20 protein-coding genes are annotated in these 23162 nt (G+C 63.0%); 10 read left to right on the plus strand and 10 right to left on the minus strand.

The window, feature by feature from the left end:
- Window positions 1-19: 19 nt before the first annotated feature.
- The 4 genes from GJ695_RS02235 (at window position 20) to GJ695_RS02250 (ending at window position 2338) form a co-directional block, all read left to right on the plus strand.
- Window positions 20-901: an SMP-30/gluconolactonase/LRE family protein gene (locus tag GJ695_RS02235; RefSeq protein WP_154362001.1), complete on the plus strand. Its 882-nt coding sequence runs from the start codon at window positions 20-22 to the stop codon at window positions 899-901.
- An 86-nt stretch (window positions 902-987) separates the two neighbouring features.
- Window positions 988-1410, plus strand: coding sequence for a DUF7684 family protein (locus GJ695_RS02240; protein WP_154362002.1), 423 nt, complete (start codon window positions 988-990; stop codon window positions 1408-1410).
- A gap of 62 nt (window positions 1411-1472) precedes the next feature.
- On the plus strand, window positions 1473-1958 hold the full coding sequence (locus tag GJ695_RS02245; protein WP_154362003.1) for a hypothetical protein: 486 nt from the start codon (window positions 1473-1475) through the stop codon (window positions 1956-1958).
- A 14-nt stretch (window positions 1959-1972) separates the two neighbouring features.
- Window positions 1973-2338 (plus strand): hypothetical protein, encoded by a 366-nt coding sequence (locus GJ695_RS02250; RefSeq protein WP_154362004.1) that lies wholly within the window; start codon window positions 1973-1975, stop codon window positions 2336-2338.
- On the opposite strand, the gene GJ695_RS02255 is transcribed toward GJ695_RS02250, so the two are convergent.
- The 4 genes from GJ695_RS02255 to groES form a co-directional block, all read right to left on the minus strand.
- Window positions 2335-3537: an MFS transporter gene (locus GJ695_RS02255; protein ID WP_154362005.1), complete on the minus strand. Its 1203-nt coding sequence runs from the start codon at window positions 3535-3537 to the stop codon at window positions 2335-2337. The genes GJ695_RS02250 and GJ695_RS02255 overlap by 4 nt on opposite strands.
- The gene (locus GJ695_RS02260; RefSeq protein ID WP_154362006.1) at window positions 3537-3974 is read right to left on the minus strand and encodes a cupin domain-containing protein; all 438 of its coding nucleotides are present in this window, start codon (window positions 3972-3974) and stop codon (window positions 3537-3539) included. Before GJ695_RS02260 ends, GJ695_RS02255 begins: the two co-directional genes overlap by 1 nt.
- A 90-nt stretch (window positions 3975-4064) precedes the next feature.
- On the minus strand, window positions 4065-5711 hold the full coding sequence (gene groL, locus GJ695_RS02265; RefSeq protein WP_154362007.1) for a chaperonin GroEL: 1647 nt from the start codon (window positions 5709-5711) through the stop codon (window positions 4065-4067).
- A gap of 46 nt (window positions 5712-5757) precedes the next feature.
- Window positions 5758-6048 carry a co-chaperone GroES gene (gene groES, locus GJ695_RS02270; RefSeq protein WP_026637491.1) on the minus strand — a complete coding sequence of 97 codons (291 nt, stop codon included), beginning with the start codon at window positions 6046-6048 and terminating at the stop codon, window positions 5758-5760.
- 213 nt (window positions 6049-6261) lie between these two features.
- On the opposite strand from groES, the gene GJ695_RS02275 reads away from it, so the two are divergent.
- The 3 genes from GJ695_RS02275 (at window position 6262) to GJ695_RS02285 (ending at window position 9667) form a co-directional block, all read left to right on the plus strand.
- Window positions 6262-7116, plus strand: coding sequence for a hypothetical protein (locus tag GJ695_RS02275; RefSeq protein WP_154362008.1), 855 nt, complete (start codon window positions 6262-6264; stop codon window positions 7114-7116).
- 119 nt (window positions 7117-7235) lie between these two features.
- Window positions 7236-7985 carry a helix-turn-helix domain-containing protein gene (locus tag GJ695_RS02280; protein WP_154362009.1) on the plus strand — a complete coding sequence of 250 codons (750 nt, stop codon included), beginning with the start codon at window positions 7236-7238 and terminating at the stop codon, window positions 7983-7985.
- Window positions 7986-8110: 125 nt separating this feature from the next.
- On the plus strand, window positions 8111-9667 hold the full coding sequence (locus GJ695_RS02285) for an FAD-dependent monooxygenase (RefSeq protein WP_154362010.1): 1557 nt from the start codon (window positions 8111-8113) through the stop codon (window positions 9665-9667).
- Here GJ695_RS02285 and GJ695_RS02290 read toward each other — a convergent pair.
- The 6 genes from GJ695_RS02290 to dgoD form a co-directional block, all read right to left on the minus strand.
- Window positions 9562-10716, minus strand: a complete 1155-nt coding sequence (locus GJ695_RS02290) for a YdcF family protein (RefSeq protein WP_154362011.1) — start codon at window positions 10714-10716, stop codon at window positions 9562-9564. The genes GJ695_RS02285 and GJ695_RS02290 overlap by 106 nt on opposite strands.
- An 83-nt stretch (window positions 10717-10799) precedes the next feature.
- Window positions 10800-11777 (minus strand): L-arabinose ABC transporter permease AraH, encoded by a 978-nt coding sequence (gene araH / locus GJ695_RS02295; protein WP_154362012.1) that lies wholly within the window; start codon window positions 11775-11777, stop codon window positions 10800-10802.
- Window positions 11774-13396, minus strand: a complete 1623-nt coding sequence (gene araG / locus GJ695_RS02300) for an L-arabinose ABC transporter ATP-binding protein AraG (RefSeq protein ID WP_154362013.1) — start codon at window positions 13394-13396, stop codon at window positions 11774-11776. The genes araH and araG overlap by 4 nt, the downstream gene beginning before the upstream one ends.
- A 2-nt stretch (window positions 13397-13398) precedes the next feature.
- A complete protein-coding gene (locus tag GJ695_RS02305; protein ID WP_154362014.1) occupies window positions 13399-14370 on the minus strand; it encodes an arabinose ABC transporter substrate-binding protein in 972 nt (323 codons plus the stop codon).
- A 146-nt stretch (window positions 14371-14516) separates the two neighbouring features.
- The gene (locus GJ695_RS02310) at window positions 14517-17078 is read right to left on the minus strand and encodes a beta-galactosidase (RefSeq protein WP_154362015.1); all 2562 of its coding nucleotides are present in this window, start codon (window positions 17076-17078) and stop codon (window positions 14517-14519) included.
- On the minus strand, window positions 17072-18220 hold the full coding sequence (gene dgoD / locus GJ695_RS02315; RefSeq protein ID WP_154362016.1) for a galactonate dehydratase: 1149 nt from the start codon (window positions 18218-18220) through the stop codon (window positions 17072-17074). The genes GJ695_RS02310 and dgoD overlap by 7 nt, the downstream gene beginning before the upstream one ends.
- Before the next feature lie 214 nt (window positions 18221-18434).
- Between dgoD and GJ695_RS02320 the strand changes: the two genes are divergently transcribed.
- The 3 genes from GJ695_RS02320 to GJ695_RS02330 all read left to right on the plus strand — a co-directional run bounded on the left by GJ695_RS02320 (window position 18435) and on the right by GJ695_RS02330 (window position 23115).
- A complete protein-coding gene (locus GJ695_RS02320) occupies window positions 18435-19352 on the plus strand; it encodes an SMP-30/gluconolactonase/LRE family protein (RefSeq protein ID WP_229260316.1) in 918 nt (305 codons plus the stop codon).
- A gap of 58 nt (window positions 19353-19410) precedes the next feature.
- Entirely contained in the window at window positions 19411-20379 is a 969-nt protein-coding gene (locus tag GJ695_RS02325; RefSeq protein WP_154362017.1) for a LysR substrate-binding domain-containing protein, read from the plus strand.
- 138 nt (window positions 20380-20517) lie between these two features.
- Entirely contained in the window at window positions 20518-23115 is a 2598-nt protein-coding gene (locus tag GJ695_RS02330) for a TonB-dependent receptor (RefSeq protein WP_154362018.1), read from the plus strand.
- The last annotated feature ends 47 nt before the right edge of the window (window positions 23116-23162 follow it).

The raw sequence follows: 23162 nt of genomic DNA on the forward strand, positions 1-23162 counted from the left end.
ACATTACGGAATCGAACTGATGAGCAAGCATGACGTGCAATGCCTGTGGGATGTGGGCGCGCAACTGGGCGAAGGCCCGCTGTGGGTGGCCGAGCAGAACCGCCTGTACTTTGTCGACCTGAAGAACCAGACCTTGCATGCGGTGGACGCCGGCGGCGGCGAGCGCCGCAGCTGGGCCATGCCGGACTACATCTGCTGGCTGATCGCGCGCCGCGACGGCGACGGCTTCATGGCCGGCCTGCGCGACGGCATCGCCCGTGTGTGGCTGGAGCCGGAGCTGCGCATCGAATACCTGCACCGTCCATTCCCGGCCGACAGCGGCCTGCGCATGAACGACGCCAAGGTCGACAGCGCCGGCCGCATCTGGGCCGGCTCGATGCACAACACCGATTACGCGCAGGCCATCGGCACCTTGTTCCGTCTGGATACCGACCACCAATTGCATGCGCTGGAGAACGACTACCACATCTGCAACGGCCCGACCTTCAGCCTGGATGGCGCCACCATGTACCACACCGACAGCTATGAAGGCCGTACCTACGCCTATCCGCTGGCCGCCGACGGCACGCTGGGCGAGCCGCGCGTGTGGCGCCAGTTCGGCGAAGGCGAAGGTTCGCCGGACGGCATGACGGTCGACAGCGAAGGTTGCGTGTGGATCGCCCAATGGGGCGGCAGCCGCGTCTGCCGTTACTCGGCCGAGGGCGAACTGCTGGAAACCATCGCCGTGCCGGTGCGCAATCCGGCCTCCTGCACCTTTGGCGGCGACGACCTGAAAACGCTGTTCATCACCACCGCCAGCGAGGACAACACGCCTGAACAATTGGCAGCCCATCCGCAGACCGGCGCCGTGTTCGCCGTGCGCGTCAACGTGGCCGGTATCCCGGCCGCCCGATTCGGCTGATCTTGCGTGCGACGCGCCGGCCTTCCGCTGGCGCGTGTCGAAGCTTGGTAAAATGCAGGCCTTCATCCCAGCCTTAAGCCATTCCCATGCAAAACCACGCCGTTAAATATCTGCACCTTACTCCCGACAGCGAATTGCCCGCGCTGGAAGGACTGCGCCAGTTCAAGGCGATCATTGCCGTGGAGGCGGATGTGCATGAGAGCATGATGTGGGACGTCAGCCGCTGGCTGGTCGAGTCCGGCTGTCTGTATGCCCTGTCGTGGGGCAAGGAGAGTGTGGCGTGGCAGGAAGCGATCGACGATGCCTTCCTGGAAGCCACCGACTACGAGGACATGCCCGAGCAGCGCGCGCTGATCTCGACGTCGCACGAGGATGACGACCTGGAGGAAGTGTTCTGGTTCGCCAAGCACCGCGCTTCGCATCCGGCCGACCTGCAGGAAACGCTGATCGTCCACATTGCCGATGCGCCGCGCCGTGAAGAACTCGAAGCCCAGTACCACGACGCCTGACTTGACCCGCCTCATTCGCCTCCTGCCTTCGCCGTGCTACAAGCACAGGAGGAGGTGGCGACATGAACAACAAGCGCATCTATTATTCCTGCAGCACCTGGCCGTCCTACGAGATCTGCCAACACTATTACGCCCAGCGCCACTACGCCTGGTGTGCCCCATTCTTTGACGCCGACTCGGTGCTCAGCGTCCCAAACTCCATACCGCCAAGCTCGAATCCCAGGGCCATTTACTGGCGCCTCAAAAGAGATGTAGACGCTCGTGACTTGCACTCGGCCAAAATAGCGGATGTCCGGAATGGCATCGTAAAAGGCGCGGCCGTGAAGCGCTCTGCTGGTATCATCAATCGGTCGCAGTACCTGGAAATCAAACGAATAGCCAAATCGGCTCTGCTGGCAGATTTTTCGCCGTTAATGTTTGTCATTCCATTGGAGCCTGTTGCCAACAGGGTGAGGCTGGTTGACGTCAGGGAGCGGGCCAGCCTCTTATCTGAAGAGTACATCATCAGAGATTTACCAAGGCGTCTCTTTGATGCGATTGAACTGTAATCGGGGAGGATGATATGAACATACTTGCCTACGTTGAATCTGTACCTTATGACACCGCTATCGAAGGCATGTTCTATGTCAGGCGAGCTTTTGAACATGCCGCCTGGCCCAAGGCGATACGACCGGACATCTTTACCGACCATCCGGATTGCCTGCCTGGCCCGGAAAGCCGGGCGTTGACGCTGGCGATTTTGGCAGGCATCGAAGCGGAACAGCAAAAGGAAATCGATCAGCTGGACGAACAAGCGATCAGGCTCTACTCCTGCGCGATGAGCGAGGCGGCCGCCATCCTTGACGAACGCGACCCGGAATTCTATCCAGACAATGGCGAGGAATTACTGCGCCGGATGCGCGCCGAGTGGGCAGCAGGCGCCGGTTAGCCCGACAGCGCTTTCTGAACGCGCCACGATAGCGGGAGCGTGAACAGCAAAATCACCGCCAGCGACTCCAGCGCCACCGGCATCCCCATCACATCGCTCAAGCGCCCGAACAGCACCGGCGACAGCGCGCCCGCGCCGATGGTGCCGGTATAGAACAGGGCAAACGCATGCTCGCGCCTGCCCGGCGCCGCCAGCTCCGGCACCACGCCATACAGCACCGACGAGGTGCCGTTCAACGCCAGGCCCATCAACGGCAGCATGACCATCACGCCACTCAACGGCAACCACACCGCCGACACAATCAACAGCGAGGTCAGCGATTCGGTCACCCACACCGTCTTCATCATGCCAATGCGCGCGCCCAGATAGCCGCAGAACAGCTTGCCGAACGCGCCGCCAACAAACAGCAAGGACAGCGCAATGCCAATGCCGGCCGTGCCCGCACCCTTGCTCTTCAACAGAAACGGCAGAAAGGTGAGAAAGCCCATGCGCACGGTGCTGTCGAGCGTGCCCGTCGCCAGCAGGGCGCGCAGACCGCTGACCGAGCCGTTGCCGCTGCCAGCCTTTGCCGCCCGCTCCGCATGCGCCGGCGCGCTGGCGGACGAAGGTATCAGCCACCACAACAGCAAGGCCGCAGCCAGGCCAAGCAAGCCGATCAAGGTCACGCTGGTCTGCCAGCTGACCACCACCAGCAGCAAGCCGATGGCGCCTGGTATCAAGGTCTTGCCGATATCACCGGCAAAGTTATATTGCGACAGCGCTTCCTTGACGTTGCCGCCATGCTCATACGCATCCGTCACCAGCGACGAGGCCAGCGGATGCTGCGTGCTGGCCCCAAGGCCGCCGAGCATCAACGCCACCAGCAGCGTCGCCAGTCCGCCAGCCTGGCCTGCGATCAGATACGCCACGCCAGCCAGCGCCGTGCCGCCGATCAGCATGCGCTCGCGTCCCCAGCGCCGCGCCAGACGGCTGGCCAGCAGCTGAAAGCCCGCCAGCACGCCGGAATACGACGCGCGCAGCAAGCCGATCATCGCGTAGCTGATGGCGAACTGCGTCTGCCAGATCGGCAGCAACACATAAATGAGATCGGTGAGGCCGTCGTGCACCGCATGTGCCGTGCTGGCGGCAAACAGCGAGCGCCGGCGGCGGGACTTGGCAGCGTGGTCCGCAGCCAGGGCGATGGACGGCTGCGTGGCCATTATTTCGGCGCGCCTGCGGGCGCGGTGGTCAGCACATCATCGTCGCTGCTCCAGGCCGGCGAGGTGATGGCATAGAACTCCAGCGGCACACCCTTGCTGGCGCGGATCGAACGCACGGTGGCGGGCTGGATGACGATGTAGGAACCGGCGCGCACCGGCTGCACCTTGCTGCCGGTCCAGACCTCGCCTTCGCCGCTGAGGACGAAGAACGATTCCTCGCCCAGCTTGTTGTGACTCCAGGCGCTGGCCTTGCCCGGCTCCAGCCGGAACCAGGCGACGCTGACCTTGTCGCTGCGCGCATCAGGCGGCGCGGTCTTGCCGCTCAACTCGCGCAAGGTGACGCCGGGCGCGGCGGTAATCACCGGCAGGCTGTCGGTCTGAATCACCGACTGCGCAAAGGCCGGCGCGGAAAGAAGTAGGAGGGCAAGTAATTTCATGGCCCCAAGTTTAGCAGACAAAAAAAGCCCGCGTGGCCGAAGCGCACGCGGGCTTTTCAGAGAGCAGGCTGCAGCAGCCGGCCGGCAATATTACATCATGCCGTCCATGCCACCCATGCCGCCCATGCCACCCATACCGCCGCCCATGGCTGGCTTGTCTTCGGTGACTTCAGCGATCATGCAGTCGGTGGTCAGCATCAGGCCAGCGATCGATGCTGCGTTTTGCAGTGCCGAACGGGTGACTTTTGCTGGGTCCAGAACGCCCATTTCCACCATGTCGCCGTAGGTGCCGTTGGCAGCGTTGTAACCGTAGTTACCCGAACCAGCCAGAACCGCTGCAACCACGACCGACGATTCTTCGCCGGCGTTTTGCACGATCATGCGCAGTGGCTCTTCCATGGCGCGCAGAACGATCTTGATACCTGCGTCCTGGTCTGGGTTGTCGCCTTTCAGGCCCGACACCAGAGCACGCGCGCGCAGCAGGGCAACGCCGCCGCCTGGCACGATGCCTTCTTCCACGGCAGCGCGGGTAGCGTGCAGTGCATCTTCAACGCGGGCTTTCTTCTCTTTCATTTCAACTTCGGTGGCAGCACCGACCTTGATCACGGCAACGCCGCCGGCCAGCTTGGCCACGCGCTCTTGCAGTTTTTCACGGTCGTAGTCCGAGGTTGCTTCGTCGATCTGCACGCGGATTTGCTTGACGCGCGCTTCGATCGCTGCAGCCTGGCCAGCACCGTCGATAACGATGGTGTTTTCCTTGCCGACTTCGATACGCTTGGCTTGGCCCAGCTCTTCCAGGGTGATTTTTTCCAGGGTCAGGCCGACTTCTTCAGCAACCACTTGACCGCCGGTCAGGATCGCGATGTCTTCCAGCATGGCTTTACGACGGTCGCCGAAGCCAGGAGCTTTCACAGCAACGGTTTTCAGGATGCCGCGGATGTTGTTGACCACCAGGGTTGCCAGTGCTTCGCCTTCGATGTCTTCAGCGATGATCAGCAGTGGACGGCCAGCTTTGGCGACTTGTTCCAGTACCGGCAGCAGGTCACGGATGTTCGAGATTTTCTTGTCGCACAGCAGGACGAATGGGCTGTCCAGGGCGGCAACTTGTTTCTCCTGGTTGTTGATGAAGTATGGCGACAGGTAGCCGCGGTCGAACTGCATACCTTCAACGATGTCCAGCTCGTCGTTCAGCGACTTGCCGTCTTCCACGGTGATGACGCCTTCTTTGCCGACTTTTTCCATCGCTTCAGCGATGCGCTCGCCGATCGATGCGTCCGAGTTGGCCGAGATCGCGCCGACCTGGGCGATTTCTTTCGAGGTGGTGGTTGGCTTGGCGATTTTTTTCAGCTCTTCGACGGTGGCTGCAACAGCCTTGTCGATGCCGCGCTTCAGGTCCATTGGGTTCATGCCGGCGGCAACGAACTTCATGCCTTCGCGCACGATGGCCTGGGCCAGCACGGTGGCGGTGGTGGTGCCGTCGCCGGCGTTGTCGCTGGTGCGGGAAGCAACTTCCTTGACCATTTGCGCGCCCATGTTCTGCAGCTTGTCTTTCAGCTCGACTTCTTTAGCAACGGATACGCCGTCCTTGGTGACGGTAGGGGCGCCGAACGAACGTTCCAGCACAACGTTGCGGCCTTTCGGGCCCAGGGTGACTTTAACTGCGTTGGCCAGGACGTTGACGCCTTCGACCATTTTGGCGCGCGCTGCGTCGCCGAAGATAACTTCTTTAGCTGCCATGTTTATTACTCCTTGAGGTGTTGAGTGGGATCAGTTCAGCCAAGAATTACTTGGTGACGATCGCCATGATGTCTTCTTCGCGCATGACCATCAGTTCCTGGCCGTCGATCTTGACGGTCTGGCCGGCGTATTTGCCGAACAGGACGCGGTCGCCTACTTTGACATCCAGAGGACGTACTTTGCCGTCTTCCAGGATCTTGCCATTGCCTACCGCCAGGACTTCGCCCTGGTCTGGTTTTTCAGCGGCCGCATCAGGGATGATCAGGCCGGACGCAGTTTTGGTTTCCTGGTCGAGGCGTTTGACGATTACGCGATCGTTCAAAGGGCGAAGGTTCATACAAAACTCCTTAATTTTTAACAATGGTACAGTTTGTTGTCAAAGCAATCAGATTGCTGCGACGGAAAGTTGGGATCGGTGTTGTTAGCACTCCACCGTAACGAGTGCTAATTATAGGGATGACCTTGGTGCATTTCAAGGCATGTAAGCATGAGGATGATCAAAAAAGGATAAGATTTCCACACGGTCGGTCATCGAGACGAGGAGCGCGTTATGGATATGACAAATCTTTACCTGTTGATATTTCCTGCGAGTGGCTTGATCAAGGTCGGGAAGGCAGATGACGTTCACGTTCGGATCCAAACCTTGCAGCGCACTTGGGGAGCGGTGGACTATGCGGCTTCATACTATCTGCGCGTCCCCAAAAAAAAGATATTCAACCTGGAAAAGGCGCTGCAATGTTTTCTCGAGCAACATGCCGCGTCATTTACGGATGGCGATGGCAAAACAGAGTTGTTTTCCATCGCAGCGCTGCAACCGGCGCTCGAACATCTTCGACTCTTTTGTTCAACCAACCCCGAGGCCTATCAACTCGTCTGCGGAATACCTTACCAATTGCTGCCCACGCCGCAAGCAAAAAAACGCCGTAGACAGCGTGACCGCCTGCTGCTGAAGTCCAGGGCGATGGTGGGGACAGTTAGTGAGTTGACGGAAAAATTTGGACGCATCAATCGGCTGTTAACCATACTTTACAGGCGACAATCTCGCATCCCATTTGAGTACGGCGCGGATGACAATGGCATTTGTTTTCGCGTGCGCAGTTCGGTATTCGCAGAGAGTGAGCGTGGCGGTCGTCAGCAGTTGATGAATTATTTTAGCTTCCGCTTTGAGGATTTGAATTCGTTCGGTTTCCAGAATTGCTGCCGTATGATAAGTGAGGGAGGCGTCACACAATTCATGATTGATTATCCAACACCGATCAGCCCTCATCTGGCGGGTCTTGTATCGTACTTCATGGATCAGACCAGACAATTCTTGAACCGTCTGCCCCAAAGATCCGCCGCTGCGACAACGCCAATCGCGCCGATTGATGAAAATGGCTTCTGGCGAAGATTTAGCGGCGAGTGAGAATCAGTCATGCAGTGCCGCCCGGCACATGCCGGTGAAAGCGATGGTCGCGCCGGCACTAAAAGTGCTGAACATCAAAAAGAGCAAAAAATGCTGCCCATTCGGCTACACTCGGCGCCATGCATCAGGAATTTGAACCGCCAGCACCGCTGCGCGACGCCATAAAGTGCTTCTGGTACACCGACCGGGCCTATACCGGGCCGGACTTCGAGGTCGTTCCGGACGGCTATGCCGAGATCGTTTTCTACTTCGGCAGCGGTTGCAGCCTGGCCGGCCAGGCCCTGCCATCGCCGTTTTTGATGGGATTGCTGAACCAGCCGGTGGTGCTGACCACGCAGGCCCGGCTGGAGGTGATCGGCATCCGTTGCTATCCATGGACCGTGTTTGACGTGCTCGGCCTGCCGCCGGGCAAAGACGGTCCGCGTACCTTCGAGCATCCGGTGGCGCAGCTTCAGGAGCCGTTGCAGGAATGCGTGAGTGGCGGCCGGATTGCCGATGCGGTGGCGCTGGTGTCGCAGTATTTCCTGGATGCCCGGCCGCGCGCGGTCGACAGCACCTTGTTCAAGGCCGGCGCGGCCATGCTGGAGGCCAGCGGCGCGATGCCGGTCAGCCAGGTGGCGGCAGCGGCGCATGCGACGGTGCGCACGCTGGAGCGCAAGTTCAAGCAATCGTCCGGCTACACCGTCAAGGATGTGTCGGGCCTGATGCGTTTCGAGCAGGCGCGCAACCGCTTGTGGCATGAACCGGAGGTCAGCCTGGCCGCGCTGGCGCAGGAGTTGGGCTACACGGATCAATCGCACCTGAGCCGCGAGTTCAAGCGCTACAGCGGCATGACGCCAGCCGCTTTTGCGCAAAAGCGCCGCCGATAAGAATCGGGGTCAGTGCCGACATTCGGACATTTCGCTCGCGAAATGTCCGAATGTCGGCACTGACCCCGATGTTTTTGTCGCATTTATACAATCCGGCGCGGCCCGCGAAATCTAGACTGGCGGGCATGAAAACTTACGATGTCATTATTTCAGGCGCCGGTCCGGTCGGCCTGTTTCTCGCTTGCGAACTCGCGCTGGCCCGGTGTTCCGTGCTGGTTCTGGAGAAGGCGCAAGATCCCCATTCACCCTTGAAGCAGATGCCGTTCGGCATACGCGGCCTGTCCGCGCCGACCATCGAGGCGCTGGACCGCCGCGGACTGCTGGAGCAGCTGGAAGTGCCCAAACGCGTCAAGAATCCGTTCGGCCACGTCGGCTCCACGCAGGCAGGGCACTTCGCCGGCATTCCGTTTTTGTTCGGTGATGTCGATGCCTCGCGATGGCCGCACCGCCTGCCCAGTTCAACGCCGACCAGCGTGATTTCCGAAATGGCTGAAACGGAAGCCGTGCTGACGCGGCGCGCCGAAGCGCTGGGTGTGTCGATCCTGCGCGGCATCGCCGTTACCGGCGTCGAGCAACACGGCGATGACGTGACGGTGCACGCCGGAGAGCAGACGTTCACCGCCTTGTGGCTGGTAGGCTGCGACGGCGCGCGCAGCGTGGTGCGCAAGGAGGGCGGCTTCGAATTCGCCGGCACCGAGCCGGCCTTCACCGGCTACACCATGCGCGTCGATCTGCTTGATCCGGATAAGCTGAATGCCGGCCGCCACGTTACGCCGCGCGGCATGTATTTCCAGTCGCAGCCAGGCTACTTCGCCATGCAGGATTTCGACGGCGGCGCATTTCACCAAACCGGCGAGCCGGTCACGCTGGAGCATGCGCAGGCAGTGCTGCGGCGGATTTCCGCCACCGATGTGACCCTCGGCGCGCTGCACGTCGCCACCACGTGGACCGACCGCGCGCGGCAAGCCACCAGCTACCGCAACGGCCGCATTCTGCTGGCCGGCGACGCCGCGCATATTCATTCGCCGTTGGGCGGCCAGGGGCTGAACCTCGGCATGGGCGATGCGATGAACCTGGGCTGGAAGCTGGCCGCCACCATTCAAGGCCGCGCGCCGCAAGGACTGCTGGATAGCTATCAGGCCGAACGCCATCCGCTCGGCGAGCAGGTGCTGGATTGGTCGCGCGCGCAGGTCGCCATCATGGGCACCGGCGCCGAAGCGCGCGCATTGCACGCCATTTTCCGCGACCTGATGAAGACGCGCGATGTCGCGACCTATGTTGCGGGAAGAGTGTGGGGCATCTCCGCGCACAGCGTCCCCAATTTTGAATTCGAGGACGGTGCCACCGTCGGCACGTTGATGCGCGATGGCCTCGGCATGCTGCTGGACTTCGACGCCAATCCGGCATTGGCCGCGTGGGCCGGCGAGGCCGGCGTGAAGTATGTCTCCGGCCGCGTCAGGGAGCGGCTCGGCATGCACGCCTTGCTGGTCCGCCCGGACGGGATCATCGCCTGGCGCTCAGATGATGACGATCCCGATGTCGGTGCGTTGCAGCAGGCGGCAGCCCGCTGCTTCCGTCAAGGATCGAGCGGATCGGACGGATCGATGCGCAGCGATTTGGCCGAAGGGCGGAACGTCAGCTCGGTCGGCGACAGCCGCGCACCCACCGTGCCAGGCACATAGCCCAGGTCTTTCAGGTTGCGCGCGCTGAAATCCGGGCTTTCGATATAGCTGCTCTGGCCGACGTTGGTGATGATCAGCGTGTCCTTGTCCAGCGGTGCCGTCATCGCTGCCAGCCGGCGCGTGATATTGCGCAGATTGGTCGTGGTATGGCGCGCATACGGTTCGATGATGATGGCTTCCGCAGGCACGCCGAAACGCTCGATCAGCGCCCGGCGCATTTCAACCGCCTCGACAAAGCGTGTTCCCCTCGGATGCACGGAAGCGCCGCTGAGAATGATGAATGGCGCCTCGCCATCGGCAAAGCGCTTGGCCGCCATGCGCACATTCAGCTTGCCGCGCGCGCTCAGCGCCATCAACGGCGTTTCCGGACCGATGCCTGGAACGACAATCGCCGAATAGCGGTACAGTTTCCAGTCGATGCTTTTCGCGCGGTTCAGCGCCGCCGCGTTGTGCGCCGTGTCGATCGGTTCGAAGGCCACCGATTCCTGGCGGTCGTTCGCATCGAGCAGGGCGAGTGCCACCTTGATGCTGGCGTCTTGCGGCAGCGCCAGATCGTCCTCGCCGGCCTTGGCCAGCCATACCGCCTCATTGACCGTGGCGACGAAACGCGCGCTGCCTGCCGCGTCGAGTGGTCCGTCAATCAGCGGATAGCGCGGCGCGTTACCCAGTCCATATACCTGCAGGATGCTGTTCAAGCCGCGCAATTCGCGCACCACCTGGGTTTTGACGCCGTCATCGGCCATGCTGGCTTTGCGCCATGCGGAGGCAGGCGCCTTGCCGGCCGCGCTAGCGAAACTGTCGATTTCGGCGTCGGTCCACAGGCCGGCGTTGACCACGCAGACCGGTTCCTGTTTGCAGGCGTCGAGGCGCGCGCGGCGTTCGGTCAGCACCGGCGGATTGATGTGGGCCGTGCCCATGTCCATCAATGCCGGGAATAGCTGGTTGGCCAGCAGAGACCAATGCTGGTCGCGCACCGGCGCGGCATGCGCCTGCTGCGCCAGCACGAGAGCGATGGCGATGAGGGTTTTTCGGATTATCGGTTTTACCATGGTTTACTCAGTGTCGAAGGTTGCGGCACGCGCCAAACGCATGATACGCCGGCATCACGGTAATCTCGAAGAAGTCGAACTGCCTAGCGGCGTTCGCCGCGCGTCTTGAGCTGGTCCAGCAGCACCGCGATCAGCAGGATCAGGCCGCGCATCAGGTATTGGTAGAAGGCGTCGACGTCCAGCAGGTTCATGACGTTTTCCACGGTCCCCATAATCAGCACGCCGATCAGCACACCGAAGATGCGCGCCTTGCCGCCCTGGAGCGAGACGCCGCCCAGCACGCAGGCGGAGATCACGTCCAGCTCAAAGCCCTGTGCCGCATTCGGTTGGCCGCTGGTGATGCGCGACGCCAGGATCAGGCCCGCCATCGCGGTCACCACGCCTTGCAGCAGGAAGATCCACACGCGCAGCCGTTCGACGCGCACGCCGGCCAGCCGCGCGGCTTCCGGATTGCCGCCGATGGCCAGCGTGTTGCGGCCGAAGACCGTTTGATTCAGCAGGATGCCGAAGACGACGAAGCAGGCGCCGGCCACCAGCACCGGCAGCGGCAGGCCGAAGATGCGGGTGTCGCCGAAGTCGATGAAACTGTCGTCGTTGATGCCGACGGCCTGGCCCTTGGAGACAATGAAGGCCAGGCCGCGCACCATCAGCATGGTGGCCAGCGTGGCGATCAGCGCGTTGACTCGGAGGTAGGCGATCAGTACGCCGTTGAGGGCGCCGATCAAGGCGCCGGCGCCCAGGCCTGCGGCGACGGCGATCGCCACGCTGCCGCTGCGTTCCAGCACGATGGCGCCCAGCACGCCGGCGAAGGCGATGGTGGAGCCGACCGACAGGTCGAAGTCGCGCGAGGCGAGGCACAGCATCATGGTGCACGCCACCATGCCGATCTGCGCCACCGACAGCATCAGCCCGACCACGTTGGTCAGCGAGAAGAAGTTTTCCACCGTGGCCGACAGCACGGCGAACAGCACCAGGTAGGCCAGCGGCATGCTGTAGTCGGACAGCCATTGGCGCGAAACCAGCGGCGCGGCGGCGACGGGATTCAGTTGTGAGGTGCTCATGCGATGCTCCGTGTAGGTTGGGCAGGCGATTCAATGTACGTGGCCGGCGCATCGGCAGCGGCGCCTGGCGGCGGACCGGCGCGTGGCGCAGTTTCCGGCGTCGCGTGGCCGGCGAGGGCAGGCACGGCGCCGTCGGGCAGGGCAAGGCGCAGCACTTCGGTTTCGGTGGCCTGCGCGCGCGGCAGCTCGCCGCAGATGGCGCCTTCGCGCATGACGATCACGCGGTCCGAGATGCCCAGCACCTCCGGCAGCTCGCTCGACACGACGATGACGCAGCAGCCGCGTTCCGCCACTTCGTGAATGATGCGGTAAATATCGTTCTTGGCACCGACGTCGATGCCGCGCGTCGGCTCGTCGAGTATCAGCACCTTGAGGCCGGGCTCCGCCAGCCAGCGCGCCAAAATCACTTTCTGCTGGTTGCCGCCGGAGAGCAGGCGTATCTCCTGCTGACGATTGGGCGTCTTGATGCGCAGGCGCGCGATGAATTCATCTGCCAGCGCGGCCTCGCGCTTGTGGCGCAGAAAAAGCCCGCCGCGCAGATCGTTGCGGCGCACGCTGATGTTGATGTTTTCCGCCACCGACGCGGTGGCGAGAATACCCTGCTCCTTGCGGTCCTCCGGACACAGTACGATGCCGGCCGCAATCGCATCCGCCGGGCCGCCGGTGGCGACCGGTACACCGTCCAGCAGCACCGTGCCGCCGGTGCGCGCGTCGGCGTTGTACAACAGCCGCATTAACTCGCTGCGGCCCGCGCCAACCAGGCCGAAGAAGCCCAGCACTTCGCCGCCATGCACGACAAAGCTTTGCGGTCCTTTCACGTGCTTGCCGTTGAGACCTTGTACTTGCAGGCGCGCTTCGCTGTGCGGGCGTTCGCGGTAATCGTAGATATCGCTCAGTTCACGGCCGACCATGTCGCTGATGAGGCGATCGCGCGGTACGTCGGCCATCACGTCGTGCGTGACGATCTTGCGGCCGTCGCGGAAAATGGTGCAGGCGTCGCACAGCTCATACAGTTCTTCCAGCCGATGCGAGATGTAGATCAGCGTGCGGCCGTTGGCGCGCAACTCCTTCACCAGCCGGAACAGGATCTCGGTTTCGCGGTGCGATAGGGAGGAAGTCGGTTCGTCGAAAGCGATCACCTGCGCGTCCTGCATGATGGCCTTGCAGATCTCCACCATCTGCCGCTGCGCGATGGACAGGTCTGCAAGCCGCGCGTCCGGCGACAGGTCGACGCCGATGGCCGCCAGCTTTTCGGCGACGATGCGGTGCGCCTTCTTTTTATCGAGCAGGCCGAAACGCGTCGGCATGCGGCCCAGCAGCACGTTCTCCGCCACCGTCAGCTCGGGCACGTATTGCAGTTCCTGGTGAATGATGGCGATGCCGGCGGCGATGGCGTCCTTGGCGCTGCCGAAGTGGCGTTCCTTGCCATCGACCAGCAGGCGGCCGCCATCCGGCTTGTACTGGCCGCCGAGGATTTTCAACAGCGTCGACTTGCCCGCGCCGTTCTCGCCCAGCAGGCCATGCACCTGGCCGGCGTGGGCCGAGAAGCTCACGCCGTTCAGCGCCTTCACGCCGGGGAAGAATTTGCAGACCTGGTCGAATTCCAGATATGCCGCCATGGTCACTGGCCCATCGCTTTGCGGACCTCGGCCTGATTGGCCCGGGTCATCAACATCCCTTTGGTGAGCACTTCCGCCGGCGGCGTGCCTTTGCCGGTGATCCAGTTGTACAGGTTGACGGAGGTTTGGTAGCCGTGCTCCCTGGCGCTGATCATCACCGAGCCAAAGAAGCCGGTCGGCTGCGGTTTGTTCAGTTCATTCTCCGCGGCCTTGGCGCCGCCGATGCCGATGCCGACCATGTTGTCGGCCTTGATGCCGCGTCCTTCGGCGGCGCGCACCGCGCCCAGCACCGCTTCGTCGTTCAGGCCTACAGCCACCCAATGCTTGAATTTGGCGTTCTTGGTCAGCGCGATGTTGGCGGCGTTGAAGGCGTTCTCGGTGTCGGTCTTGGCCTGCGGAGCGTCGATGATGTTCGCGGCGGGGAAGCCTGCGGCTTTCAGCGCATCGACGGCGCCGGTGGTGCGGTCCTTACCGGTCGGCAGCTGGTCGTAGGCGACGCGGATCGCGCCGACTTCCGCCATATTCCATTTGCGCGCCTTGATTTCGGCGATGATACCTTCGCCGACCTGCTTGCCGATCTGGTAGCCGGAGATGCCCATGTGGGGAATGGACTCGATAGGCTTGCCGCTGCCGTCGACCAGGCGGTCGTCGACAGAAACGACCTTGAGGTTGTTGCGCTTGGCCGCGCGTTCCACGGCCTTGCCCAGCTTGACGTCCGGTGCACAGATGACGAAGCCTTGCGCTTTTTGTGCGGCCAGGTTGTCGATGGCGGCCATCATCTTCTCGCCGTTCGGGATGCCGATCTTCACCAGCGTGAAGCCTTTCTCCTTGGCGGCGACTTCCGCGTAGCGCCATTCGTCCTGGAACCACGGCTCCTCCGCCTGCTTGACGAGGAAGCCGATTTTTACCGGATCAGCTGCATGCGCGAGGGTTGCGACGCAGAGCGCCGCAGCTGCTAGAAAAGTACGTTTCATATCGTGTCTCCATTCGTTTTTTTTTAACCCCGAACGAAAGGGGCTGACCCCGTACGGGGTCAGACCCTGGCCGCAGCGGTGTGCGGGTTTCGCGGGTGCCGCGCACTTTTAAAACGACCTGCAACTTCAACCCCTCTTTTTTATCTTTATGGGGTAATGCGTAATTGATACACCGGAATCACCGTCACACTGCGCACGGTTGCCATCTGCGTCGCGCCGCCGAAATCGGGGCGTGCCTCTTTGGGCAGGTAGATGGGCGCGTCGGCGCGCAGCGGCAGCACGGATACGGTCAGCGGCTGGTCGAGCAACGCGGCTTGCTGGCGCAGGCCAAACTGCCATTGATAGCCGCTGTAGTACCAGTCGTCGAGCATGCGGGTGCCGGAATACAAACGGCCGATGTCGCCGACGAAATCGATTTGCAGCAGCGCGTCGTCCAGGCCTTTCAGCTGTTCGCGCGGGACGTTGATCTGCCAAGCGCCGGCGGCCTTGAAGCTTTCCGGCAGCGGCTGGATCGCGGCCTTCGCCGTGCCGCCGATGACGATAGTCGCCGCCTCCTGCGCGCTGCGCGTTTGCGTGACGGTGGCTTTCACCTCATGCGCCGGCAACGTCGCTTCGAACACTTGGAAGATGCCCTCGTTGCCGGCCGCGCGCAGGGCGACGGTGGCGGCGGTTGCATCGCCCGCTGCGTAAGCGCCGGCGTTGGACGGCGCGGTAGCTGCCTTGGCGCCGGGCTTCGCTGCCCATGCGGCGCCGGTGGTGGTGGCTTTGGGCGCGCTGGACAGCGCAGGGTAGACGGCGAAGCGGAATTTGCTGTCGCCGACCGAGCGCAATTGCAGCGCATTGCCATCGGCGTAAGCCTGATCGACGCTCAACAGCAGGCGACGCTGGCCGGCCAGCTGCACCACGCTCAGTTGCTGCGACTGTTCAGGCGTCAGCACGACAATGGTCAGCGGACGTTTGCCGTCGCGCTGCACGGTCACCGCTACATTGGCGCCCGGCTGCACGCCCGTGACCAGCGTGTGGCCGTCGACCGAAGTAGTCTGCGCACCGGCTGCGCTCACGCGCGCGCCGGCGTCGAACGACAGCTCCACCGGCACGCCGGCGCTGGCGGCAAACACCGCCACCATGCCTGCCTTGCCCTGATCCAGCAGCGCCAAAGGCTGCGCGGTGGCGTAGTGCAGATTGGTGCCATCCAGATCCAGATTCAATGGCCAGATGAAGTAAGCGCCATCGGCGATGTCGACCGGCTTGCTCGGCAGCGTAATGCTTTGCGCCGGCAGTTTGACGGCAAACTGTGTCGCCTTCTGCGCCGCCATCGGATACTGGCGCACATGGTTGTTCACGAACAGGAAGCCGCGATCGTCTTCGCTGCGCACGGCAAAGCGCGCGGTGTTCAGGTCATCCGGCTTGGCCGGCGACACCTCCGGTTTGCGCACGGTCATCGGCGCCAGTCGCGCGCCGAAGTCGTGGACGAACAAATGGAATGGACGCAGCTTCTCCAGCACCTTGCGCTGCTGGCCGTCCGGGCCGAGCGGCGCCTGGAAGTCGTAGCTGATCATGGTGGTGTCGTTGTAGCCGCCACTGAGCGTGCTTTCTTCCATGCCCGTGCCGCCGAGGCTCAGCGGATTGCGGCCGCCGTGGAACATGTAGTAGCCCATCAGGTTCACGCCGGAGCCCAGCTGCACCGGCAGCATGGAGGCGATATCGTCGGCCGACACCACGGTGCGGCGGCGATACATGAACGGCAGGCCGGCGCCATATTCGGCGCCGAGGAATGGCGTGACTTCCTTGTCGGTTTCGGCGGTGCCCGGCGCGTGCGCGGCGGTTTGCGCACCCAGGTCGCCGCTGACGCGCGTGTCGAAGCGGAAGGCGTAGGTTTCTTTCGGCGGCAGCTCTTTGGTGCTCACGCCCCATGGCTCGTCGGGATAACCGCCGAACACCGGCGTCACTTCGCCGGTCGGGTAGATGGTGCCGTCCCAGCCGGTGACGGTGTAGTAGGGCACATCCATGCCCGCCTTCAGCGCCAGCTTTTTCAGCGCCGCGATGTGCGCCGCGCCCTTGCCATCGCCATCGATGTTGTATTCGTTTTCCAGCTGCACGCCGACGACGTGGCCGCCGTCTTTCCACAGCTGCCCTTTGATCTGCTGGCCGATCTGCGCGTACAGGCGCTCGACGTGGGCCATGTACTGCGGATCGTTGGCGCGGGTCGGCATGGCGTTGACCACCCAGTCCGGGAAGCCGCCGAAGCGCACTTCCGCATGCGCCCACGGGCCGACGCGCACCACGACGTCCAGGCCGGCCTTGGCGGCCAGTTGCACGAAGCGTTTCAGGTCGCGGTTGCCGGACCAGTCGAATTTTCCTTCGACTTCCTCATGATGGTTCCACATCACGTAGCTGGCGACGATGTCGATGCCGGCAGCCTTCATCTTGCGCAGCTCCGCTTCCCATTGCGATGCGGGCGTGCGGCTGTAGTGGAATTCGCCCATCACCGGCAGCCATGGGGCGCCGTTGCGGGTCAGGTAGTGGGCGTTGGCGCCGAGCGTGTCGCCATTCGGCGCGGTCGCCGTGCCGAGGCGCAGCGCGGCGTTGAGCGGAGCGGGCGTCGGGGCGCTGGCGTCGATGGACAACGTGCCGGCGCCGGCAAAGCCGGTGGCCAGCACGCTTGCCACCACCGCCGCGCAAGTGCGGAGGCGGGGCGCGATCACCATTCGGCGACGCTGCCGTCTTCGTGGCGCCATACCGGGTTGCGCCAGTCCGGCGCATTTTTGCTGGCTTCGATGACGCGTTCTTCGTCCACCACCACGCCCAGGCCTGGCTTCGGCAGCGGGTTGCAGTAGCCGTCGACGATCTTGAAGTCTTCCTTGTTCACCACGTAGTCCAGCAGTTCGCCGCCCTTGTTGTAGTGGATGCCCATGCTTTGCTCCTGCAGCACCGCGTTGTACGACACGAAGTCCACCGTCAGGCAGGCCGCCAGCGCGACCGGGCCCAGAGGGCAGTGCGGCGCCAGCGTGATGTCGTAGGCTTCGGCCATCGACGCGATCTTCAGGCATTCGGTGATGCCGCCGGCGTGCGACAGATCCGGCTGCACGATCGACAGGCCGCCGGCCGCGAACACGTTCTTGAATTCGAAGCGCGAGTACATGCGCTCGCCGGCGGCCAGCGGGATGGAAGTCATCTCGGCCAGGCGCGGGTAGTATTCGGCCTGCTCGGCCAGCACCGGTTCTTCGACGAACAGAGGGCGGAACTGTTCCAGTTCGCGCAGCAGGGTCTTGGCCATCGGCGCGGCCACGCGGCCGTGGAAGTCCAGGCCGAATTCAATGGTGGTGCCGAAGGCTTCGCGGATTTCAGCCACGCGGTGCACCGCTTCATCGACCTTGGCCGAGGTGTCCAGCATGCCGAGTTCCTCGGTGCCGTTCATCTTGAAGGTGTTGAAGCCGCCTTGTTGCAGCGTGCGGATTTGTTCGATGATGTCGGACGGACGGTCGCCGCCCACCCAGCTGTACATCTTCATGCGGTCGCGCACCAGGCCGCCCAGCAGTTCATATACCGGTTTGCCCAGCACCTTGCCCTTGATGTCCCACAGCGCCTGGTCGATACCGGCGATCGCGCTCATCAGAATGGCGCCGCCGCGGTAGAAGCCGGCGCGGTACATGGTCTGCCACAGGTCGTTGATGCGCGACGGGTCCTGGCCGATCAGGTACGGTTCCATTTCCTGGACCGCCGTCTCCACGGTGCGGGCGCGGCCTTCGATGACCGGTTCGCCCCAGCCGACGACGCCTTCATCGGTTTCGATTTTAAGCAGCATCCAGCGCGGTGGAACACGGTAGGTCGTCAGTTTGATGATTTTCATAGGGTCAGGGTGTAGTTCGGGGAACAGCGTCCAGTCTAAGGCCGGTGCCTAGACTGGAAATATGATTAATTCGCAGGGAGCCATATCAATATCGGATAGCTGACGAGGCGGCCGAGCTATCCGATATCGGCATGGCTGGCGGCGCTTTATTCATAGCTGAAGCAGGCGGCATTCCCGTAGACTTTCTCCACACCTGAACCGTTTCCGGAGCCGTATGAATTCTGCCAGCACCACCGTCGCCTCCACGCCCGGCATCATGCTGATCCGGGTCGGGCAGGCCGGCTGCGCGCTGCGCTGGGATGCCATGCGGCAATGTTGGCGTTGGCCGGACCCGGTCGGCAGCCAGTTGTACGCATGGCCGGCGCCGCCCGCCATGCCGAGCGGCGTGCGCATGCTGGAGAGCGCCTGCGTGATGGCCTGCTGCAGCTCCGGCCGCGTGCTGCTGGGGCTGGGCAAGCGCCTCGGCATGGCCGACCTGCCGCAGCCCGGTCAGCCGATCCGCCCGCTGCAGGCCCAGGTGCTGATCACCATCGACGCCGCCGAGCCGCGCACCAGCATCAGCGACGGCTGTACCGACCGTGACGGCAATTTCGTGTTCGGCACCGCCAACACGGCGCAGGACCAGCGGCCGATCGGCAGTTTTTACCAATATTCGCAGCGCCACGGCCTGCGCCGGCTGGCCTTGCCGGCGGTGGTCAAGGCGGCCGCCATCGCCTTCAGCCCGGACGGCCGCCGCATGTACTTTGCCGACGCCGCGCGCGGCGCGCTGATGCAATGCGACTACGACGCCGAACGGGCCAAGGTGGTCAACGTGAAAACGTTTTCTACGCTGCTGGAGCCGGGCGCCGGCGCCGCCATCGTCGACAGCAAGGAAAACCTGTGGAGCGTGCAGGGCGGCGTGCTGGTGCAGTACGACAGCCACGGCCAGGTGCTGCGGCAGATCGCCCTGGCGCGCGAGGCGGTCGCCAGCGTGGCTTTCGGCGGCGCCGGCATGCGGCAGTTGCTGGTGCTGGGCGCGCAGGGCGGGCTGTACGGCTTGCCGCCGGATCTGGCCCAGGGCCTGGCGCGGGGCGTGCCGGACAGCTTGTTTATTGATAGCGGGAGCGCTTCCATACCTGTTTCGCGCACATGACGGTGATTGACGCTAGTCGAGCTCGCATTTATGATGGGCGATCAAACCTCTCACCCTTATGACTGATTCCCGCTCGGACCGCTTTGTTCGCTCCCACCTGAAAACCCGCCATCTGGTCTTGCTGGTCGAACTAGGCCGCCATGGCTCCATCGCGCACGCGGCGCAGGCCGCCAACCTGACGCAACCGGGCGCGTCCAAGTTATTGGGCGAGCTGGAACATGCGTTGGGCGTGCAGTTGTTCGAGCGCCTGTCGCGCGGCGTGGCGCCGACCTGGTACGGCAAGGTGCTGATCCGGCGCGCCGGCGCGGCGTTGGCGGAGATGGACGCCGCGCACCAGGAAGTGATGGAACTGCTGTCCGGCCTGCGCGGCCGCGTGGGCCTGGGCACCGTGCTGGCGCCGGCCACCGGCCTGGTGCCGAAGGCGATCAACCTGCTCAAGTCGCGCCACGCGCGCGTGCACGTGGCGGTGACCATGTCGACCAGCAAAGTGCTGGTGGAGCGTTTGCGCAGCGGCGAGCTGGATCTGGTGGTGGGCCGCATCCTCGACACCGAGGCGGCCGATGAACTGAATTTCGAACCGCTGACCGACGAGCCGCATCTGCTGATCGCGCGCGCCAGCCACCCGCTGATCGACCGCACCGACCTGAAGCTGGAAGACCTGATGGAGCAGTGCTGGATACTGCCGCCGGCCGGCTCGATCCTGCGCGACCGCCTGACCGCGCTGTTCCTGTCGCATGGCCTGGAGCAGCCGGCGGAAACTGTCGAAACGCTGGACATGCCGGTCGTCGCCAGTCTGCTGCTCAACAACGACATGGTGGTTGCGCTTCCAGTGGAAGCGGTACAACCCTATATGGATGCTGGGCTGCTTAAAGCGCTGCCGTTCGATCTGGGCGTCAGCATGGACTCGTTCGGCATTGTGACGCGCAAGCGACACCAGCTCTCGCCTGGCGCCGACGCCATGCTGCTGGCGCTGCGCGAGGCCGCAGCCAGCATCTATCCTCACTATCGCGCGCCAGGCCACGGCTGACTTTCAGCCTGATATACGAACTTGGTATGCCCCAAACCAAATAAGCTATTGGTTTGTAAATTCGTGTTTCGTTAGCATCCGGTTATCCGTCCACATCTTCATCAGAGACGGGACTAATACAAACACTGGAGATGCACAATGAAACATAAAAAAATCAGCTGGCTGATCGCCACGCTCTTCACATCGCCGCTGCTCGTTCAAGAAGCATTTGCCCAGGATGCTGCTGCCGCAGGCGATATTCAACAAGTTAACGTGACCGGTATCCGCGCCTCGGTGCGCAATGCGCTGGCGGCGAAGGAAGCCTCCAACAGCATCGTGGAAGTCGTATCGTCGGAAGATATCGGCAAGCTGCCGGATACCACCATCGCCGAATCGCTGGCGCGTCTGCCTGGCCTGTCGTCCGGCCTGGATCGCGGCAACGCTTCGCAGATCGTCGCGCGCGGCATGGGCCCGCGCTTCATCGGCGCCACGCTGAACGGCCGCGAACTGGCGTCGTCGGAGCCGAATCGCGCCGTGCGTTTCGAGCAGTTCCCGTCGGAGTCGATCAGCGGCGCGACCGTGTATAAAACGCAGAACGCCGAACTGGTGGAAGGCGGCATCGCCACCACCATCGACCTGCAAACGGTGTCACCGCTGAAGTACAACGGTCGCCAGCTGTCGCTGAAAGCCGATGCGTTGTACTACCCGCTGGCCAAGGATATTCCGGGCGGCGACACCACCGCGCCGCGTCTCGGCGGCATCTACGTCGACCAGTTCGCCAACAAAACCATCGGCGCCGCGATCGCGTTCAGCTACCAGGACCAGCCTTCGGTGCAGAAGAACGTGCGCCACTGGGGCTTCAACGAAACCAATTCGGCCGACATCAACGGCGACGGCAAGATCGACAAGACGCCTTGGGGCTTCCAGGACGAAGCGCGCCGCGGCAAGGACAAGCGCACCAGCGTGCTGGGCAAGGTTGAATGGAAACCGAACAGCGATGTGCTGATCACCGCCGACACCTACTACGCATCGGCCAAGATCAACGAGCGCGGCCTGCAGCACTGGACCGGCGACCTGGGTAACTGGGACGGCTACCAGAACAGCAACTACAGCAACCTGGATATCCGCAACGGCTACGTGGCCGGCGCCACGGTCAGCAACGTCAGCGTCATCAACAACGACTTCTTCTACGTGCAGGACACCAGCGTGGCCGCCAGCGGCTTGAACGGCAAGTTCAACGCCGGCGACTGGAAGATCGACGCCGACCTGTCGACCTCGCACGCGCTGCGCAGCAGCCAGTGGCGCGACATGCGCCAGTATTCCAAGAACGGCACCAACGTCACCTGGGACTTCACCGGCGACGAGAACCAGTCGTACAGCTTCGGCATGGACACCGGCAATCCGGCCAACTTCGGCGGCGCCACGCTGTACGTCGATACAGATGGCCACGTGAAGGACTTGCTGAACGCGGTGAGCCTGAACGCTTCGCGTCCGCTGGAGAACGGCATCATCAGCCGCCTGAAAGTCGGCGTGCGCGCCACCGACCGTGAGAAGAGCTATCGCCAGACCACCTGGTCGCTGACGCCGACCTCCGCGATTCCTGATTCGGCCTACGAGACGGTGAACGTGTCCGGCGATCCGGCCTTCATCCAGTTGAAGGACTTCTACGGCACCGCATCGTCGGTGTTCGGCGCAAACGCCTTCGACCCGACCGGCCGCGTACAGACGCAGAACGATCTGCTGTCCGGCTGGAAGGTCAAGGAGCGCAGCACCTCGGCCTTCGTGCAGGGTGACCTGGACGGCGAAGCCTTCGGCAAGACCTATCGCGGCAACGTCGGCGTGCGCGTGGTGCACACCAGGCAGACCGGCTACGGCATGCAGTCGGTGGATGGCGCGGCTGCCACGCCGGTGGAAGACGGCACCTCGTACACCGAGATCCTGCCTAGCTTGAACCTGATCTTCAATATGGACGAAGCGCAGGAACGCCAGGTGCGTTTCAGCCTGGCCCGCGCCATGTCGCGCGCACCGCTGGACGAACTGCGCGCCTCGCGCAACCTGAGCGTGCCGGTTGATTCGACCCAGCCGACCACCGGCAGCGCCGGTAATCCGACGCTGAAGCCGATGATGGCCAATCAGCTGGATCTGGCCTACCAGTGGTACTTCGCCAAAGGTTCGCTGCTGTCGGCTGGCGCGTTCTACAAGCAGGTGCAGCGCTATATCGCCATCACCTCGGATACCACGACCGTCAACGGCCGTCCTGCCACCTTGACCCGTTCGGTGAACGGCGAGGGCGGCAACATCCGCGGTCTGGAACTGGCGTACCAGCAGTCGTTCAGCTGGCTGCCGGCGCCGTTCGATGGCCTGGGCTTCTCGGGTAACTACGCTTACACCAAGAGCAGCATTCACGAAGAAACGCCGTCTGTGAATCCGTACCAGATCGAAGGCCTGATGAAGTCCAACGGCGGCATCACGCTGTGGTACGAGAAGGCCGGCTACGAAGCGCGCCTGTCGGCCAACTATCACAGCCCGTTCGTGCGTAACCCGACCTGGACCGCAGGCCAGTTGCTGATGAACGAAGCCGAAACCTATGTGACGCTGAACTTCGCCAAGCAACTGACGCCTAACCTGCAACTGCGCTTCGGCATCGACAACGTGACCAATCAGAAGTCGGTCTACACCAGCGCGAACATCCCTGTTCAGCAAGAGGTGACCGAGTTTGGCCGCCGCTACAATCTTGGTCTGTCGTTCAAGCTGTAAGCACGTAACCTTTTTATCGTGGTTTTACGGAGCGGCGCGTGATGGCG

Source organism: Duganella alba (assembly GCF_009674495.1).
Classification (GTDB): Bacteria; Pseudomonadota; Gammaproteobacteria; order Burkholderiales; family Burkholderiaceae_D; genus Rugamonas; species Rugamonas alba.

Coding starts and splice junctions, on each gene's coding strand:
- GJ695_RS02275 (WP_154362008.1), top strand. CDS start 6,262: ATGGATATGACAAATCTTTACCTGTTGATATTTCCTGCGAGTGGCTTG.
- GJ695_RS02240 (WP_154362002.1), top strand. CDS start 988: ATGCAAAACCACGCCGTTAAATATCTGCACCTTACTCCCGACAGCGAA.
- groL (WP_154362007.1), bottom strand. CDS start 5,711: ATGGCAGCTAAAGAAGTTATCTTCGGCGACGCAGCGCGCGCCAAAATG.
- dgoD (WP_154362016.1), bottom strand. CDS start 18,220: ATGAAAATCATCAAACTGACGACCTACCGTGTTCCACCGCGCTGGATG.
- GJ695_RS02325 (WP_154362017.1), top strand. CDS start 19,411: ATGACTGATTCCCGCTCGGACCGCTTTGTTCGCTCCCACCTGAAAACC.
- GJ695_RS02320 (WP_229260316.1), top strand. CDS start 18,435: ATGAATTCTGCCAGCACCACCGTCGCCTCCACGCCCGGCATCATGCTG.
- GJ695_RS02280 (WP_154362009.1), top strand. CDS start 7,236: ATGCATCAGGAATTTGAACCGCCAGCACCGCTGCGCGACGCCATAAAG.
- araH (WP_154362012.1), bottom strand. CDS start 11,777: ATGAGCACCTCACAACTGAATCCCGTCGCCGCCGCGCCGCTGGTTTCG.
- GJ695_RS02330 (WP_154362018.1), top strand. CDS start 20,518: ATGAAACATAAAAAAATCAGCTGGCTGATCGCCACGCTCTTCACATCG.
- GJ695_RS02250 (WP_154362004.1), top strand. CDS start 1,973: ATGAACATACTTGCCTACGTTGAATCTGTACCTTATGACACCGCTATC.
- GJ695_RS02255 (WP_154362005.1), bottom strand. CDS start 3,537: ATGGCCACGCAGCCGTCCATCGCCCTGGCTGCGGACCACGCTGCCAAG.
- GJ695_RS02235 (WP_154362001.1), top strand. CDS start 20: ATGAGCAAGCATGACGTGCAATGCCTGTGGGATGTGGGCGCGCAACTG.
- GJ695_RS02290 (WP_154362011.1), bottom strand. CDS start 10,716: ATGGTAAAACCGATAATCCGAAAAACCCTCATCGCCATCGCTCTCGTG.
- GJ695_RS02305 (WP_154362014.1), bottom strand. CDS start 14,370: ATGAAACGTACTTTTCTAGCAGCTGCGGCGCTCTGCGTCGCAACCCTC.
- groES (WP_026637491.1), bottom strand. CDS start 6,048: ATGAACCTTCGCCCTTTGAACGATCGCGTAATCGTCAAACGCCTCGAC.
- GJ695_RS02310 (WP_154362015.1), bottom strand. CDS start 17,078: ATGGTGATCGCGCCCCGCCTCCGCACTTGCGCGGCGGTGGTGGCAAGC.
- GJ695_RS02285 (WP_154362010.1), top strand. CDS start 8,111: ATGAAAACTTACGATGTCATTATTTCAGGCGCCGGTCCGGTCGGCCTG.
- GJ695_RS02245 (WP_154362003.1), top strand. CDS start 1,473: ATGAACAACAAGCGCATCTATTATTCCTGCAGCACCTGGCCGTCCTAC.
- araG (WP_154362013.1), bottom strand. CDS start 13,396: ATGGCGGCATATCTGGAATTCGACCAGGTCTGCAAATTCTTCCCCGGC.
- GJ695_RS02260 (WP_154362006.1), bottom strand. CDS start 3,974: ATGAAATTACTTGCCCTCCTACTTCTTTCCGCGCCGGCCTTTGCGCAG.